Origin of the sequence: Xanthomonas sp. NCPPB 2922 (assembly GCF_041520885.1) — a bacterium.
GTDB classification, from domain to species: Bacteria; Pseudomonadota; Gammaproteobacteria; order Xanthomonadales; family Xanthomonadaceae; genus Xanthomonas; species Xanthomonas campestris.
Genome location: NZ_JBGOFY010000019.1, coordinates 23,287 through 40,404, shown reverse-complemented (window position 1 = coordinate 40,404; position 17,118 = coordinate 23,287). Strand labels below are relative to the sequence as shown.

Here is a 17,118-nt window from a genome sequence, read left to right as displayed (position 1 = left end):
GGCAGGGCGCCTGGGTCCAGGTGCGCAATATGGAGCGGGAACGGTCCCAGTGAGTATCAGCATCAATGACGTGGCCCGCGTGGCCGGAGTGTCCAAGTCCACGGTGTCGCGTGCCTTGGGCACCGGCCCGGTGAGCGAAGAAGTGCGCGCCAAGGTGGAGGCTGCGGTGCGCAAGACCGGCTATCGCCCCAACCTGATGGCGCGGCGATTGCGATCCCAGCACTCCGGCATCCTCGGGGTGATCGTGGCCGACATCCGCAACCCGTACTTCACCGCGCTGATCCGTGCCGTGGAAGAGGTCGCTTACAAGGCCGGTATGCGCGTGACCCTGTGCAATACCGATGAAGATCCCGAGCGCGAGGCGCTGTACCTGGAGCTGATGCAGGAAGAACGCATCACCGGGCTGATCTTCGCGCCCACCCGGGTCACGGTGGGGCGCATGCACGAGCTGGTACTGGATTACCCCACCGTGCTGGTGGACCGCGCCGGCCCCGGCAGCCGCTACGACAGCGTGGTGCTGGACAACGCCGCGGCCATGGCCGAGCTGGTCGCGCATCTGCAGGCGCAGGGCTACCGCCGCATCGGCGGGTTGTTCGGCAGCACCAGCACCACCGCGGCCGAGCGCCGCGACGGCTACCTGGCCGCCATGCATGCCCAGGGTCTGGCACCGGACTACCGCGAAGTGGCACCCACCGCCGAGGCCGCGATTGCCGAACTGGAGCACTGGCTGGCGGCCACCGACCGCCCCGAGGCCATCGTCACCAGTAACAGCCTGCTGCTGATGGGCGCATTGAAGGCCGCACGTACGGCCGGCCTGCGGCTGCCGCAGGACCTGGCGCTGGCGGGATTCGATAACGAGCGCTGGACCGATCTGGTCGAACCGGGCATCACAGTGGTCGAACAGCCGGTGGAGGACATGGGCCGCGCGGCGATGTCGCTGCTGCTCGAACGCCTGGCCAGCCCGCAGCTGCCGATCCGCCGCATGGTGATGACCGGCCGCTGCGTGGTGCGTGGCTCCACCGGCGCCCGCAGGCCGGCTATCTGACCGTCCCGAAGTAGCGCCCAGCGCCGGCCAAAAATCCTGGCTCGTCGCGCGTGCGGTGCCCTCACCGCTCGCGGGACACGCCGTGAACCCGTCCCTGGGGGCTCGGTGGCGGCATCCATGCCGCCACACGGTCCCGCAAGCGGCGAGGGCACCGCACCAGGACGTTGGTCGGTAGCCGGATAAAAAGCTGGTCGCTTCGCACGTTGCGCAGGCTTGCTGGCATGGTTCGCAGAACACGATAGCTGGCCAATTAGAAGCACGTCATGCCCTGCTGGCAACCATGCACACCGATCATCTCGACTGGTCCTTGCCTGCCTACCGTCGCGGGACCTTACGCGGCATGGATGCCGCGTAAGAGGCTACATGGACGTACTTGCGCCGTGTCCCGCGAGGGTAGGCGGGCAAGGGCCCTGCAGCAAAGCTGCAGATCAGCAGCTCTACACCTGATTTATCCGCACTCTCCAGTCACGTCCAGACAACCAAAACTCCCTACAGGGACGTACTTGCAGCGTGTCCCGCGATGGTAGGCGGGCAAGGGCCTGCACCGAAGCCGCAGATCAGCGGCTCTACAACTGATCTATCCGCACTGTCGAATCACTTCGATACGCTGAGGCGGTGAAGCTCCATCGCGCCCAAGGGCGCTCCTACGGGGCATCGCGTTTCGTTGCTACAGCACACAAAAAAAAGCCCCGGCATTGCCGGGGCTTTTTGGTTTACAGCGAACGCCTGACTCAACGATCCGGGCGATGCGTGCCGCTGTCGTTCTGCACGGCCAGGTATTCCTTGGACGGCTCGTCGAGCTTGTCGCCGAGCATGCGGCGGACCACCACGAAGAACAGCGGGATGAAGATCACGCCGAGCACGGTGGCGAACACCATGCCGCCGATCACGCCGGTACCGATGGAGTGACGCGAGTTGGCGCCGGCGCCGGTGGAAATGGCCAGCGGCAACACACCCAGGATGAACGCGAACGAGGTCATCAGGATCGGGCGGAAGCGCAGATGCGCCGCTTCCAGCGTTGCCTCGCGCAGCGTCTTGCCGGCCGCGCGCTGCTCGACTGCGAACTCCACGATCAGGATCGCGTTCTTCGCCGCCAGGCCGATCACCGTGATCATGCCGATCTTGAAGTACAGATCGTTCGGCAGGCCACGCAGCATCGAGAAGGTGATCGCACCCAGCACACCGATCGGCACCACCAACAGCACGGCCACCGGAATCGACCAGCTTTCGTACAGCGCCGCCAGGCAGAGAAACACCACCACCACCGACAAGGCGAGCAGCAGCGTGGCGGCGTTACCGGCGATGATTTCCTGGTACGACATGCCGCTCCAGTCGAAGCCGAAGCCCGGCGGCAGATCGTTGTTGACGATCTCCTCCATCGCCTGCATTGCCTGGCCGGAGCTGCCGCCCGGGGCCGGGTTACCGACGATGTTCACCGCCGAATAGCCGTTGTAGCGGTTCAACGCCGGCGAGGCGTAGGTCCACTCTGCCTTGACCACGTTGCTCAGCGGGATCATCCCCGGCTGACCATCTGCACCGGTGGCCGTGCTGCTGGGGGTGAAGAAGTTGCGCAGCGACTCGGGGCCGGTGCGGAACTGGTCGTCGGCACGGATGTTGACGCGCTTGATGCGGCCTTCGGAGAAGTAGTCGTTGACGTACACCGGGGCCAGCATCAGCTGGATCGAGCTGTAGATGTCGCTGACTTCCAGGCCCATCGACTGCGCCTGCACGCGGTCCACATGCAACTGCAGCTGCGGCGAGTTTTCCAGGCCGTTCGGGCGCACGCCCACCACGGTGTCCTGCTTCTGCGCCGCCTTGCCGAGCACGATGTTGCGGGCCTGGGTCAGCGCCTCCTGGCCTGCACCGGAACGGTCCTGCAGCCACATGTCGAAGCCGCCGAACTGGCCAAGACCCTGCACGGTGGGCAGGTTGACCACGAAGATCTGCGCGCCCTTGATGCCGTAGAAGGCACCGTTGAGTTGCTGGATCAACTGCTCGGCGGTGACGTCACGCTCTTCCCACGGCTTGAGCCGGATGAAGCCCATGCCGACGTTTTCGCCCGAACCCAGGAAGCTGAAGCCGGCGATCTGCAGCATGCCTTCCACGGCCGGCTGCTTTTCCAGCACCGCACGCATCTGCGCGAAGGCCTCGTTGGTGCGGATCTTGGTGGCACCCGGCGGCAGCTGCACGATGGCCACGGCAAAGCCCTGGTCTTCTTCCGGCAGGAAGCTACCCGGCATGCGCGTGAACAGGAACCCGCACAGCACCACCAGCACCACGAACACCACCATCCAGGCCGGCGAACGCTTGAGCGTGTTGCCGACCACGCCCACATAGCGATACGCCAGCTTGTCGTAGTACTTGTCGAAGGTGCGGTAGATCCAGTTCTTCTTGTCCGAATGGGTGGACTTCAGGAACGCCGCGCACAGGGCCGGTGTGAAGCTCAGCGCCAGGAACGCGGAGAACGCAATCGCCATCGCGATGGTCAGTGCGAACTGCTTGTAGATCGCGCCCGAGGCGCCCGGCTGCATGGCCGAGGGAATGAACACCGCCGCCAGTACCACGGTGATGGCCACCACCGCGCCGGTGATCTGGGTCATCGCCTTCTGGGTGGCCGCCTTCGGCTCCAGGTGCTCCTCGCTCATGATGCGCTCGACGTTCTCGATCACCACGATCGCGTCGTCCACCACGATGCCGATCGCCAGCACCATCGCAAACAGCGTCAGCTGGTTGATGGTGAAGCCGATCACGTACATACCGAAGAACGTGCCCAGCAGCGCCACCGGGATCACCAGGGTCGGGATGACCGTGGCGCGGAAGTTCTGCAGGAACAGCAGCATCACCAGGAACACCAGCACGATGGCTTCCACCAGCGTGTGCACCACTTCTTCGATGGAGATACGCACGAAGGTGGTGGACTCGTACGGCGCAAACCAGGTCACGCCCTGCGGGAAGGTGGGCTGCAGCTCGTCGAGCTTGGCACCGACCGCCTCGGAGACGTTCAGCGCATTGGCGCCCGGCAGCAACTGGATACCAAAGGCACCGGTCGGCTTGCCGTTGTACTGGGTGTCGAAGCCGTAGTTGCTCGGGCCCACCGTGACGCGTGCAACGTCTTTAAGCCGCACCGTGGCACCGTTGTTATCGGTACGCAGGATGATGTTTTCGAACTCCTGCGGCGAGCTGAAACGGCCTTCGGCCGAGACGGTCGCGGTGAAGCTGATGCCCTGCGGGGTGGGGTCGGCACCGACCGAACCGGCCGCGAACTGCACGTTCTGGTTACGCACCGCGGTCAGCACCTGGGTGGCCGACAGGTTGTAGCCCTGCAGCTTCTCCGGGTTCAACCAGATGTTCATGGCGTACTCGGCGCCGAACTGGTTGGTGCTGCCCACGCCGGGCACACGCGAGATCTGCTCGAGCACGCGCGAACCGACGATGTCGTTGAGCGCGTCGCGGTCGATCGACGGGTTGTCCGAGCGCAGCGCGGCCACCATCAGGAAGCCGGCGTTGGCCTTGGCCACCACCACACCCTGCTGGGTCACTTCCGAAGGCAAGCGCGGCGTGGCCAGCGACACCTTGTTCTGCACCTGCACCTGCGCGATATCCGCGTCGGTGCCGGTTTCGAAGGTCAGCGTGATGGTCACGCGGCCGTTGGAGGCCGACGAGGAGTTGAAGTACAGCAGGTGGTCAATACCGGTGAGCTGCTGTTCGATGACCTGCGTCACCGCCTTTTCGGCGGTATCGGCGCTGGCACCGGGGAAGTTGGCGGTGACGGTGACCTGCGGCGGGGCGATCGTGGGGTACGACTCGATACCCAGATTCAGGATCGAGATCACGCCCGCGAGCGAGATCAGGATCGCCACCACCCAGGCAAAGACCGGGTGTTCGATAAAAAACTTAGGCATGGCGGGGTTCCGTCACTGCTGCTTGGACTGGGAATCGGACGGCTGGGCCGCGTCATCGGACTTGGGCTGTTCGCCAGCCGCCGGAGCGGCAGCGTCGGCCTTGCCGGCGCCCGCCGGTGCGCCCTGGCCGTTGCCGGCCTGACCCGCGGCGGGGGCGGCACCCGGCGCACCGGGCTGGCCGCCCTGCGCGGGCTTGTTCGGATCCCACGGCACGCCCTTGGCGGGCTGGCCTTCCTTCGCCTTCTGCACGCCGTCGACGATGACCTGATCGCCCTGCGCGACGCCGGCGGTGACGATCCACTGGCCCTTCTGCTGGCCATCCACGGTGAGGTTCTTGCGGACCACCTTGCCGTCCTTGCCCAGCACCAGCGCGTAGGCGCCGGTGGCATCGCGCTGCAGCGCCTGCTGCGGCACCAGATAGGCGTTGTTGCGCTGGCCCAGGCTGGCCTTGAAGGTCACGAACGCGCCTGGCAGCAGCGCCATTTCCGGGTTTGGCAGGGTGGCGCGCAGCGACACCGCACCGGTGCTCGGGTCCACCGTCACCGCGGACACGTCCAGCGTGCCGGGGTGCGGGTACTGCGTGCCGTTGCCCAGTTCCACGTTGATGGTGGACTTGCCGTCGCCGCTGAGCTGGACGTTGCCGCTGCTCTGCGCCTGACGCAGTGCCGCCAGTTCTTCGCTGCTCATGGCGAAGTTCACGTACAGCGGGTCGATCTGGTCGACCGTGGTCAGCAAGGTGGCTTCACCCGACCCGACCAGCGCGCCTTCGGTGACGCGCTGAATGCCGGCGCGGCCGGTGATCGGCGAGGTCACGCTGGCGAAGCTGAGCTGGATGCGTGCGGACTCGACCACACCGCGCGCCTGCTGCACGCTGGCGCCGGACGAGCGCTCAGTGGCTTCGGCGGTGTCGATGTCGGCGCGCGAGACGTACTGCTGCGGCGCCAGGCTGCGCGCGCGCTGCGCGGCGATCTTGGCGTTGGCATAGGTTGCCTCGGCGGCAGCCAGCTGGCCCTGTGCCTGCAGCAGCGTTGCGCGCAGCGGCATCGGGTCGATCTCGAACAGCGGCTGGCCTTCCTTGACGTCGGTGCCTTCGGTGTACAGGCGCTTGAGCAGCACCCCGTCCACACGGGCACGCACGTCGGCCGAGCGGAACGCCGAGAGGCGACCGACCAGGTCACGTTCCAGCGGCAGCGTCTGCGGTTTCATTTCCAGCACCGACACTTCCGGCGGCGGCGGAGCCTGCTGTTGTTCGGGCTTGCTGCAGGCAGCGAGCGCCACGGTGATGGCACAGGCCAGGCCGAAGGTGCGGAGCGGGGCAATCATGAGGAGGAACTCCGTTAGGGTCTTGAAGTGAGAAAGGAACGCGCGGGCGTCCGGGGCGGCGTGACCACCGCGGCGAACGCACGCATAAACGTGTCGACAGCGAACTGTGCCCACTGCTGCCTGGCGGGCAGGCCGGCGCGGTGTGGCACTTGAAAGCGCTGACGGTCGAAATCCAGGCCAACAATCATGCTGAGCAGCAGCTCGGCCATGAAGTGCGGATCGTCATGCCGCAGCTGACCGGCGTCGATCGCTTGTGCAAACCGCGACGCAAGTCGTTCCTGCATGCCAACCACGCCTTCATGGAAGATCTGCTGCGACTGGCCGGGGAACCGGTGCGATTCCGCCTCCACCAGACGGCACGTCTGTAGCACATCCGGGCGATTGAGCCGGTCAAGATGGGCCAATGCGAAGGCCAGCAGGTCTTCACGCAGGTCGCCGGTGGCAGTCCCGAGCGGCACCGTGGCCAGCTGTACGTGTTCCTGCAGCACATCGCGCAGCAGGTTTTCCTTGCAGCCGTAGTGGCTGTAGAGGGTCTGCTTGGAACAGCCCGCACGCTCGGCCACCGCCGTCATGCTCACCCGCATGCCGCGCTCGGCCAGCAGCGCGTGCACGGCAGCGTGGATACGGCGGTCGCAGTCCGAACGCCGGGCAGCACGGGGGGAACGAGGGGTCATGGCGGTAGACTATACCGTCCAGTTTAGTTTTTAAACAGCCTTGACGACGCCCGCCTGGTCTGCGCAACTTTTCTGCGACCCAGGTCCGCAAGCCTTGCGCCGTCTGGCGCGCGGGCAATCGAGGCCCTCAAGAGGCGGTTGGGCGACGCTTCACTCCTGTAATGCGCCGCCGCCGGCGTTGCTCCAGTTTGCAAAAGCCTGGCCTGCCTGCGTTTGCGCTATGCAGCAAGGCGTCGTCATCGTGCATCGGTACAATTCAGGTTTTCCACCGAGCATCCCAGCTCTCTCATGAAAGCCAAGAAAGCCGCTTCGAACTCGTCCACGACGTCAGCCAAGCCGGTCGCCGAACGTGCCGTCCCCGTGGTCGCCACTGCTCCGCAGGAGATCACCCTCGAGCCGGTGTTTGCCGCATTGCGCAAGCGCTACCCGGCCGCGCGTCAGTCGGAAGTGCAGCTGTTCGCCGCCGATTTCTACCGCCGCATGGAAGAAGACGAGTTTCCCAACCACCCGCCGGAACAGTGGGCGGCGCTGGCGGCGGACATGCTGGAGTTTGCGCGTACGCGCAAGGCCGGCACGGTCAATGTGCGGGTGTTCAACCCGACCCTGAAGAGCCACGGCTACGAGTCGCCGCACACGCTGCTGCAGATCGTCAACGACGACATGCCGTTCCTGGTGGACTCGGTGAGCATGACGCTGTCGGAACTGGGGATCGGCGTGCACGTGCTTGGCCACCCGGTGCTGCGCATTGCGCGCGACAAGGGCGGCAAGCTCACCGCGGTGGGCGAGGGCAAGAGCGAATCGCTGATGGTGCTGGAGATCGACCGCCAGCCGGCCGACGAAATGCCCAAGGTGGAGGCGGCCATCCGCAAGGTGCTGGCCGAAGTGCGCGCGATCGTGCACGACTGGGCCGCGATGCGCGAAAAGATGGTGATGCTGGCCGACGACCTGGCCACGCGCCGCTTGCCGATGGACGACATCAGCCGCCACGAAGCCCAGGAATTCCTGCGCTGGGCGGCCTCGGACCACTTCACCTTCTTCGGCTACCGCGAATACCGCGTGGAGAAGCAGGACGGCCAGGAGGTGCTGGCGCCGGTGGAAGAAAGCGGCCTGGGCCTGATGCGCGGGCATGACATTTCGCCGGCACGGCCGGTGACCTCGCTGGCCGCGCATGGCCTGAACACCTCGGCCAAGCTCAAGGACGCGCTGATCCTGACCAAGACCAATGCACGTTCGCGTGTGCATCGGGTGGGCTACATGGATTACATCGGCATCCTGGAATTCGATGCCAAGGGCCGCATCGTCGGCGAGCAGCGCTTCCTGGGCCTGTTCACTTCCAGCGCATACAACCGCCGCCCGTGGGAAATCCCGCTGGTGCGCCAGCGCTACGAATACGTGATGAGCAAGTCCGGGCTGACCCCAAGCAGCCATAGCGGCAAGGCGCTGCGCCACATCCTGGAAACGCTGCCGCGCGAGGAGTTGTTCCAGTCCAACCAGGACGAGCTGTATCGCACCGCGATCGGCATCCTGGGGCTGCAGGAGCGCGTGCGCAGCCGCATGTTCCTGCGTCGCGACAAGTACAGCCGTTTCATTTCCGCGCTGGTGTATATCCCGCGTGAGCGCTTCAACACCGATGTGCGTCTGCGCATCGAAGCGCTGCTGAAAGATGCGCTGCATGGCGAGTACATCGATTCGAGCGTGGTGCTGGGCGAATCGCCGTTGGCGCAGTTGCACTTGATCGTGCGTGCCAAGAGTGGCGAGGCGCTGGAGTTCGACACCACCGCGCTGGAAGCCCGCCTGGCGCACGTGCTGCGCAACTGGCACGACGCCCTGCGTGAGGCCTTGGTCGCCCGTCATGGCGAAGCGCATGGCCTGCGCATGGCGGCCAATTTCGGCCGCGCGCTGCCGGCCGGTTACATCGAGGATTCGTCGATCGAATCGGCGGTCGCCGACGTCGAACACCTGGCCGCGCTGGATGGCCCTAACGATCTGCATCTGAGCCTGCAGGAAGTGCGCCGCGATAGCGCGGTGCGCCTGGATACCGGCGACGGCCTGCGCCTGAAGCTGTACCGCCAGCTCGACGACATCCCGTTGTCCGACGCGATGCCGATGATGGAAAACATGGGCCTGCGAGTGATCTCCGAGCGCCCGTACCGCTTGCAGGTCAGCGACACGCCGGTCTACATCCAGGATTTCGAGGTCGAATCCACCGCCGGCCACATCGACGCCAGCAGCGCCGATGCGGCGTTTGGCGAGGCGTTCGAGCGTATCTGGAATGGCGATGCGGAAAACGACGGCTTCAACCGGCTAATCCTGGCTGCCGGCCTGCATTGGCGGCAGGTCGCGTTGCTGCGCGGCTACTGCAAATACCTGCTGCAGACGGCCACGCCGTTTTCGCAGGCGTATGTCGAGGCCACCTTTACCCGTTACCCGCTGCTGGCCCGCTTGCTGGTGGAATTGTTCGAAGCACGCTTCGACCCGTCCACCGGCGGTGAAACCAAGGCGCAGATCCTTGCCGGGCAGGAGCGTCTGCGCGAGCAGCTGTCGGTGCTGGCTGCCGGCGACGAGGCCACGCTGAAGGCACTGGAACCGGTGCTGCAGGCGCGCGGCAGCGACCGCGCCGCGCAGCAGGAAGCCTCCCGCGCCACCTTGCTCAAGCTGATGGACCGCGTCTCCAGCCTGGACGAAGACCGCATCCTGCGCAGCTTCATCGACGTGATCGACGCCACGCTGCGCACCAACTATTACCAGACCAGCAAGGATGGCAAGCACGGCCATTGCATCAGCTTCAAGCTGGATTCGTCGCTGGTGCCGGACCTGCCCAAGCCGCGCCCGTACCGCGAGATCTTCGTGTACGGCCCGCGCGTGGAAGGCGTGCACCTGCGCTTTGGCGCTGTGGCGCGTGGCGGCCTGCGTTGGTCGGACCGCCGCGAGGATTTCCGTACCGAGGTGCTGGGCCTGGTCAAGGCGCAGATGGTCAAGAACACCGTCATCGTGCCGGTCGGTGCCAAGGGCGGTTTCTACGTCAAGCGCTCGCCGGTGGGCGGCGATCGTGATGCGATCCAGGCCGAAGGCATCGCCTGCTACAAGCTGTTTATCCAGAGCCTGCTGGACATTACCGACAACATTGTGGGCGGCAAGATCGTGCCGCCGCCGCAGGTAGTGCGTCATGACCAGGACGACCCGTACCTGGTGGTGGCGGCCGACAAGGGCACGGCGACTTTCTCGGACATCGCCAACGGCCTCGCGCTGGACCACGGCTTCTGGATGGGCGATGCATTCGCCTCCGGTGGCTCGGTCGGTTACGACCACAAGGGCATGGGCATCACCGCGCGCGGTGCGTGGGAGTCGGTCAAGCGCCACTTCCGTGCACTGGGACGCGATTGCCAGAGCCAGGATTTCAGCGTGGTCGGCATCGGCGACATGTCCGGCGACGTGTTCGGCAACGGCATGCTGTTGTCGCGCCACATCCGCCTGCTGGCGGCGTTCGATCACCGGCATATCTTCCTGGACCCGAACCCGGATGCGGCGGTGTCCTTCGCCGAACGTGAGCGGCTATTCGCGTTGCCGCGTTCCAGCTGGGCCGATTACGACGCCAAGCTGATCAGCGCCGGTGGCGGCATCTACCCGCGCACGCTCAAGTCGATCGAACTCAGCGCACCGGTGCGCGAGGCGCTGGGGCTGGACGCCAGCGTCAAGCAGCTCTCGCCCAATGAGCTGATGAACGCCATCCTCAAGGCGCCGGTGGACCTGTTCTGGAACGGCGGCATCGGCACCTACGTCAAGGCGTCCAGCGAGTCGCACGGCGACGTCGGCGACCGCGCCAACAACGGCCTGCGCGTCAATGGTGGCGAGCTGCGCTGCAAGGTGGTGGGCGAGGGCGGTAATTTAGGCTTGACCCAACTTGGCCGCATCGAGGCCGCGCAGACCGGCGTGTTGCTCAACACCGACTTCATCGACAACTCGGCCGGCGTGGACACCTCCGATCACGAGGTGAACATCAAGATCCTGCTCAACGATGTGGTGCAGGCCAAGAAGCTCACCTACGACGCGCGCAACAAGCTGCTGGCGTCGATGACCAATGAAGTGGCCGACCTGGTGCTGTGGGACAACTACCGCCAGAACCAGGCCATCAGTTTGATGGAGCGGATGAGCGTCAAGCGCCTGGGTTCCAAGCAGCACTTCATTCGCACGCTGGAGCTGCAGGGCCTGCTGGATCGCCAGATCGAATACCTGCCTTCCGATGCCGAGCTGTCTGCCCGCAAGGCACGCGGGCAGGGCATGACCCGGCCGGAGCTGTCGGTGCTGCTGTCGTACTCCAAGCTGGTGGCGTTCCAGCAGTTGCTGGAATCGGACATCCCCGAGGACCCGTACCTGTCCAAGGAGCTGCAGCGGTATTTCCCGCAGCCGCTGCAGAAAAAGTACGCCGATGCGATGGAGCGCCACCGCCTCAAGCGCGAGATCATCGCTACCGCGGTGACCAACACCACCATCAATCGCATGGGCGCCACCTTCCTGATGCGCATGCAGGAAGACACCGGCCGCAGCATTGCCGAAGTGGCCAAGGCCTACACCATCAGCCGCGAAACGCTGGATGCGCGCGCGCTGTGGACGCAGATCGACGCGCTGGACGGCAAGGTGCCCGAATCGGTGCAGATCGACGCGCTGGAAGTGATCTGGCGCCTGCAGCGCTCGTTCGTGCGCTGGTTGTTGTCGCGCCCGGGCCAGATGCCGGGGATCACTGCAGCGGTGGAGCGCTACCACGGCCCGTTCAACGACATCCGCGTGGCCTCCGGCGTGCTGCCGGATGCGCAGCGCCCGGTGTACGAGGCCAGCGTGCAGGAATGGCAGGAGAAGGGGCTCACGCCCGAGCTGGCGCAACAGCTGTGCGAGTTGCGTTACCTGGAACCGGCCTTCGACATCATCGAACTGGCGCGCACCCGCAAGCTCAAGCCGGTGGAAGTCTCCAAGGTGCATTTCCGTCTTGGCGAAGCGCTGCGTCTGCCCTGGCTGTTCGAGCAGATCGACGCGCTGGAGGTCAACGGCCGTTGGCACGCGGTGGCACGTGGCGTGCTGCGCGACGAGCTGGCCGCGCACCAGCGCACGCTGGCCGGTCAGGTGTTGTCGATGCCCGGCGCCAGTGCCGAGGACAAGGTGGCCAACTGGCTGGCACGCGATGACTCCAGCCTGCGTTTCACCCTGGCGATGCTGAGCGATGTGGCCGAGCAGAAGACGCTCGACTACCCGACCGTGTCGGTGGCCGTGCAGCGGTTGGGGCAGTTGGCTGCGCACGGCGTGTAATCGCAGGTGTGGCATGACGGCGGAGTTGCGGCTTCGCCGTCGTGCGTTTGGTAGGCGGCAGCGTTGCGCGTGGTGGCCCGGTGCTTTCGGCCTTGCAGGCGTGCCGGTGTGCTGCGTGATTAGCGTGACCACGCCTGGCAGGAACAACGGCTGCGGCGGTTTACGTGTTGCTGCACCCAGGACGCAAGGTCTGCGTGCTCCGCGTCGCCTGACGCTCTGATTTGAAAAGCGCTCGCATGCAGTTGCGGGCGCTTTTTTTTTGCGTCATCCGTGTCACGCAACGCATGACGATGCGCAGAAAACGCCTTGTTCAAACCCGCAACGATTCCTGCTCTAGCAGGGTGAATCGCTTGCGCCATTCGCGCGGGCTGGTCTGGAATGCCTGGTTGAAGCGCTGCCGGAACGACACCGCAGTTTTGTAACCGGATCGTTCGGCCACCTGCTCGATCGACAGCGCGGTGGATTCGAGCAGATCCTTGGCACGCCGCAGGCGTTCGGCGCCGAGCCATTCACCCACGGTCATGCCGGTGGCCTGGTGGAAGCGGCGGGTGAACGAGCGCCGGCTCATCGCCACACGCTCGGCCAGTGCATCCAGTGCATGATCCTGCTGCAGATCCGCGCGCATGAAGTCCAGCAGTCGGCTCAGGGCCGCATCCTGTGGCGAGGCGGGCACGGGCTGATCGATGTACTGCGCCTGGCCACCATCGCGATGCGGGGGCAGCACCATCATGCGTGCGATCGCATTGGCCTGGCGCGCGCCACACAGCTTGCGCACCAGATACATGCAGCAATCCAGCGCCGCACCGGTTCCGGCCGAGGTCACGATGCGCTGCTCATCGACGTAAAGCGCATTCATGTCCAGCCGAACGCGCGGAAAGCGGTGGTGGAAATCGGCCTGGGCATGCCAATGCGTCGAGGCCAGTTTTCCGTCCAGCAGGCCGGCATAGGCCAGCGCATAGGCACCGTAGCAAAGGCCCACCACGTGCGCGCCGCGCTGAGTCGCCGCGACCAGCGCGGCGCGCAGTGCGGCGCTGGGAGCACGGTCCAGATCGGCCCAGCCGGGAACAATGAGCACGTCCGCCTGATCCAGCAGGCTCAGGTCGCCGTCCGGCGTGACGCCCACCTGGCCTCCGGCCAGCGCGACACGCGTGTCTTCGGCGGCGATGCGCAGCGTAAACAGCGGGCGATCGTCCGGCTGCAGGTCGAAGATCATCATCGGCACCGACAGATGAAAGGGACTGATGCCCGCTGGCGCCACCACCACGACCGAGAGCGGCGCAGGGTTAGGGTGGACTGAACGTTGCGTGCGCATGGCCCGATCTCATCGATGTTGGTCTCGCAGGCCAGTATCGGTGCCGGGATGTCGCCGTCAAGCTGTGGCGGTGGATTTCGGAAGCGACATCAACCGCTGCCTGCTGCTTTCGTGCCGCTGCGCGTCACCGAGATCCCGTTGCGCCGCTGCACACCGGCGTGTGGCTGGCCACACCCGGCAACCCCTGACATTCGAGGAGCAACACATGAACACTGCATTGATCGTGGTGGATATCCAGAACGATTACTTCCCCGGTGGCCGTTTCCCGATCGAGAACAGCGAGCAGGCATTGGCCAGCGCCCTGGAGCACATTGCGCAGGCCAAGCAGGCCGGCCACGTGGTGATCGGCATCCGGCACACCGCACCGGGCGATGGCCCGTTCCTTGCCGATGGCAGTGTGGGCGCCGAGTTTCATCCGGCGATTGCCGCGGCGCTCGAAGGCTGCACGGTGATCGAGAAGCATCAGGCCGATAGCTTTCTGGGCACCTCGCTCGGACAGACGCTTGCCGGTGCGAATGTTGCAGCGATCCAGCTTGCCGGCATGATGACGCAGCACTGCATCACCCACACCGCGCTGTCGCCGGACGCCGCTGGTTTTGATGTGTCGATCATCGCTGCGGCCTGCGCTGCGCCAACGGCGGTGATCAGCGACGTTGCGCTGTCCGGCCTGGCGGGGCGTTGCACGGTGCTGTGATCTGGGGTGCTGGTTGCTGCGGCCTGCAGGCGTGCAACCACCGCAGCGTCGCGCGCCTGATCAGCCATCACGCGATGACAGGCGCGCGCTCAGCCAAGTGCAGTGCGTCGCCACGGCGACGCAGGCTCAGGCGCGATGCCCGCTCATTTCCTGCCCGGCATGCTTGTCGAAGCGCACGTGCCACCACGTGGCGCTGAGCGAGATCAGGCTGACCACGCAGAACGCCAGCGAAAAATCGCGTTGCTGCGGCTGCGGGTGATCGCCCGCCAGCATCGCCAGCTTGAGGATCATCGCGCCGGCACACACACCGACCGACAGCATCAATTGCTGCAGCGTGGTGTACAGGCTGCTGGCGCGGCCCATGCGCGCGGCCGGCACGTTTTCGTAGGCGATGGTGTTGTAGGCGGCAAACTGGAACGACATGAACGCCCCGCAGCACAGCAGCAAACCGAACATCAGCGCCGGCGGCCAGTCTGGCCGGAACAGCGCGCACACCATGTAGCCCAGGCTGGCCAGTACGCCGTTGCCGATCAGGCTGTTGCGGTAGCCGAAGCGGCGCAGCAATTGCGGGGTGATGCTGCGCATCAGCAGCGCGCCCAGCGCGGTGGCCAGGATCAGCCGCCCGCTGCGCGCGGCGCTGAAGCCGAAGCTGATCTGGAACAGCAGCGGCAGCAGGAACGGATGCGCGCCCTGGGTAATGCGCATCAGCGCGCCACCGATCACCGACAGCCGGAACGAGTCGATCCGCAGCAGGCTCAGATCCAGCAACGGTGCCGGATGCTGGCGCGCATGCCACAGATAGCCCAGCGCCGTGGCACCACCGATGGCCAGCAGCCAGCTGGCGCGCGGGATGCCATCTTCCTGGCTGACCATTTCCAGCCCGAACAGCAGGCAGCCCAGGGCGGTGCCGCACAGCACGAAGCCGCGCAGATCAAAGCGCGCGGGTGCAGATTCGCTGGGAATATACGGAATGAAGCGCCGCACCAGCAAAAAGCCGGCGATGCCGATTGGCACGTTGATGTAGAAGATCCAGCGCCAGTCCAGGTAGGACACGAAGAACCCGCCCAGCGGCGGCCCAAGCATCGGGCCGATGAAGGCCGGCACCAGCGTCCAGGCCATTGCGGACACCAGGTGGCGGCGCTCCACGGTGCGCAGCAGGATCAGCCGCCCGAGCGGGGCCATCATCGCGCCGCCGGCGCCCTGCAGCACCCGTGCAGCCACCATGGTCGGCAGGCTGTCGGCCAGCGAGCACAGGATGGAGCCGCCGATGAACACCCAGATGGAGGCACTGAACACGCGACGCAGCCCGAAGCGGTCGGCGATCGCGCCGCTGGCCGGGATCAGCACCGCCAGCGCCAGCAGGTAGCTGGTCATGGCGATGCTCATCGCCGGCGCGGCCACGCCGAAGTCGCGCGCCAGGGTCGGCAGTGCCGTCGCCAGCACGGTGGCATCCATCTGCTCCATGAAAATGGCGCAGGCCAGGATCAGCGAAATGATGCGGTAATCGGGATAACGCGGCGCCGGCGCTGCGCCGGCCTCGGACACGCTGGAGGACATCGGAGTCTCGGTTGCGGGGCCGCTGCAACAGCACGGTGCGACGGCTGGAGCGGCCCGCGTCGCACGGTGTTGTGCGGCGCAACATGGGCATTGTCCGCCTGCCGGCCAGATGGTTCAAGCACGCCGCGGGCAACACTGCGTGCGCAACGTGGCGGTTTGCAAGCGCGTGCCCGACTAGGCGAGATCGTTGGCCAGCGATCGCCCGAACTCTCGCCATCTCGCATGACAGACGCACCGCCTGGCGAATCCAAGTGCGCGCTACAGCACCAAAATCAACAACGCCCCCAGTGCCCCCCCATTCCCGATTCCCTACTCCCGATTCCCAGCTCTCAACGCTCCCGATCCCAGGCGTCCTTGATCTTCAGCATCTGCGGCAGGGCGTCGCGAAATGCATGCACCAAACGTGGCTCCAGCTGTTTGCCTGCCATGCTGTCGAGCTTGCGCATGGCGTCTTCCACCGCCCACGGCGACTTATAGGCGCGGCGCCCGCACAGGGCATCGAACACATCGGCCACCGCCACGATGCGTGCGGCTTCGGGGATGGCATCGCCCGCCACGCCCTGCGGATAACCGCTGCCGTCCCAGCATTCGTGGTGGTGCAGGGCGATATCGGCGGCCAGCTGGAACAGCGGCCCGCGGCCGTGCCGCAGCAGATCGTGGCCCACTTGCGGATGCTGGCGCACCACCTCGCGCTCGTGCTCGTCCAGGGAATCGGGCTTGTGCAGGATGCTGCCGGGCACGGCGATCTTGCCGGCGTCATGCAGCGGCGCGGCATCTTCCAGCAGCTGTGCCTGCGCGGGCGGCCAGCCGACTTTCTCCGCTAGCAGGCGCGCATAGGCGGCCATGCGCCAGATATGCGCGCCGGTGTCCGCGTCCTGGCCCTGGCCGGCGGTGCCCAGCAGGTGGATCGCGTCGCGGTATTGCTGCGCCAGGCGCGCATTTTCGGCCAGGGTCAGATGCGTGGCGATGCGCACCTTGAGCAAGGCGGCGGAGTAGGGCCGGCTCACGTAATCGGCGGCGCCTGCCTCCAGGCCGGTGCGCTCGTCGTGCTCGGTACTGCGCGAGGTCACGAACAGGATGGGGATGGCGGTGCTGTCCGGGTCCTGCTTGAGTGTGCGCGCCACTGCGTAGCCATCCATGTCCGGCAGTTCCACGTCCAGCAGGATCAGCGCCGGCGCATGCCGGGCCACCGCATCCAGGGCTTCACCGCCGGATTTGGCGAATACCAGTGGATAGTCGTCGCGCAGCAACTGGCGCAGGGTGGCCAGATTGCTGGATTCATCGTCAACGCAGAGCAGGGGACGGGCTGGCAT

At 65.9% G+C, this 17,118-nt stretch carries 9 protein-coding genes; 3 read left to right on the top strand and 6 right to left on the bottom strand.

Features of this window, described 5'->3' with window-relative positions; translation table 11 throughout:
* The first annotated feature begins 49 nt into the window (after positions 1-49).
* The gene (locus ACD584_RS17675) at positions 50-1,045 is read left to right on the top strand and encodes a LacI family DNA-binding transcriptional regulator (protein ID WP_116923812.1); all 996 of its coding nucleotides are present in this window, start codon (positions 50-52) and stop codon (positions 1,043-1,045) included.
* A 731-nt stretch (positions 1,046-1,776) separates the two neighbouring features.
* On the opposite strand, the gene ACD584_RS17670 is transcribed toward ACD584_RS17675, so the two are convergent.
* Genes ACD584_RS17670 through ACD584_RS17660 form a run of 3 tightly spaced genes read right to left on the bottom strand, consistent with a single transcriptional unit; the run spans position 1,777 to position 6,944 of the window.
* Complete coding sequence (locus ACD584_RS17670; RefSeq protein WP_076037656.1) at positions 1,777-4,947, bottom strand: multidrug efflux RND transporter permease subunit; 3,171 nt, start codon at positions 4,945-4,947, stop codon at positions 1,777-1,779.
* 12 nt (positions 4,948-4,959) lie between these two features.
* A complete protein-coding gene (locus ACD584_RS17665; RefSeq protein WP_042597754.1) occupies positions 4,960-6,270 on the bottom strand; it encodes an efflux RND transporter periplasmic adaptor subunit in 1,311 nt (436 codons plus the stop codon).
* 14 nt (positions 6,271-6,284) lie between these two features.
* Positions 6,285-6,944: a TetR/AcrR family transcriptional regulator gene (locus ACD584_RS17660; protein WP_011037509.1), complete on the bottom strand. Its 660-nt coding sequence runs from the start codon at positions 6,942-6,944 to the stop codon at positions 6,285-6,287.
* 288 nt (positions 6,945-7,232) lie between these two features.
* On the opposite strand from ACD584_RS17660, the gene ACD584_RS17655 reads away from it, so the two are divergent.
* Positions 7,233-12,242 (top strand): NAD-glutamate dehydrogenase domain-containing protein, encoded by a 5,010-nt coding sequence (locus tag ACD584_RS17655; RefSeq protein ID WP_076037657.1) that lies wholly within the window; start codon positions 7,233-7,235, stop codon positions 12,240-12,242.
* Positions 12,243-12,552: 310 nt separating this feature from the next.
* Here the strand turns inward: ACD584_RS17655 and ACD584_RS17650 are convergent, their stop codons facing one another.
* Positions 12,553-13,554: a GlxA family transcriptional regulator gene (locus ACD584_RS17650; RefSeq protein WP_070691095.1), complete on the bottom strand. Its 1,002-nt coding sequence runs from the start codon at positions 13,552-13,554 to the stop codon at positions 12,553-12,555.
* 205 nt (positions 13,555-13,759) lie between these two features.
* Between ACD584_RS17650 and ACD584_RS17645 the strand changes: the two genes are divergently transcribed.
* Positions 13,760-14,248, top strand: a complete 489-nt coding sequence (locus ACD584_RS17645; RefSeq protein ID WP_076037658.1) for a cysteine hydrolase family protein — start codon at positions 13,760-13,762, stop codon at positions 14,246-14,248.
* 126 nt (positions 14,249-14,374) lie between these two features.
* Here the strand turns inward: ACD584_RS17645 and ACD584_RS17640 are convergent, their stop codons facing one another.
* Both ACD584_RS17640 and ACD584_RS17635 read right to left on the bottom strand, forming a co-directional pair.
* Positions 14,375-15,805 carry a DHA2 family efflux MFS transporter permease subunit gene (locus ACD584_RS17640; RefSeq protein ID WP_076037659.1) on the bottom strand — a complete coding sequence of 477 codons (1,431 nt, stop codon included), beginning with the start codon at positions 15,803-15,805 and terminating at the stop codon, positions 14,375-14,377.
* 329 nt (positions 15,806-16,134) lie between these two features.
* Entirely contained in the window at positions 16,135-17,118 is a 984-nt protein-coding gene (locus ACD584_RS17635; protein ID WP_070691097.1) for an HD-GYP domain-containing protein, read from the bottom strand.

What these genes read in the sequence shown, in the direction of transcription:
- ACD584_RS17670 (WP_076037656.1), bottom strand. Translation starts at nt 4,947, where the DNA reads ATGCCTAAGTTTTTTATCGAACACCCGGTCTTTGCCTGGGTGGTGGCG.
- ACD584_RS17665 (WP_042597754.1), bottom strand. Translation starts at nt 6,270, where the DNA reads ATGATTGCCCCGCTCCGCACCTTCGGCCTGGCCTGTGCCATCACCGTG.
- ACD584_RS17660 (WP_011037509.1), bottom strand. Translation starts at nt 6,944, where the DNA reads ATGACCCCTCGTTCCCCCCGTGCTGCCCGGCGTTCGGACTGCGACCGC.
- ACD584_RS17655 (WP_076037657.1), top strand. Translation starts at nt 7,233, where the DNA reads ATGAAAGCCAAGAAAGCCGCTTCGAACTCGTCCACGACGTCAGCCAAG.
- ACD584_RS17650 (WP_070691095.1), bottom strand. Translation starts at nt 13,554, where the DNA reads ATGCGCACGCAACGTTCAGTCCACCCTAACCCTGCGCCGCTCTCGGTC.
- ACD584_RS17645 (WP_076037658.1), top strand. Translation starts at nt 13,760, where the DNA reads ATGAACACTGCATTGATCGTGGTGGATATCCAGAACGATTACTTCCCC.
- ACD584_RS17640 (WP_076037659.1), bottom strand. Translation starts at nt 15,805, where the DNA reads ATGTCCTCCAGCGTGTCCGAGGCCGGCGCAGCGCCGGCGCCGCGTTAT.
- ACD584_RS17635 (WP_070691097.1), bottom strand. Translation starts at nt 17,118, where the DNA reads ATGCCAGCCCGTCCCCTGCTCTGCGTTGACGATGAATCCAGCAATCTG.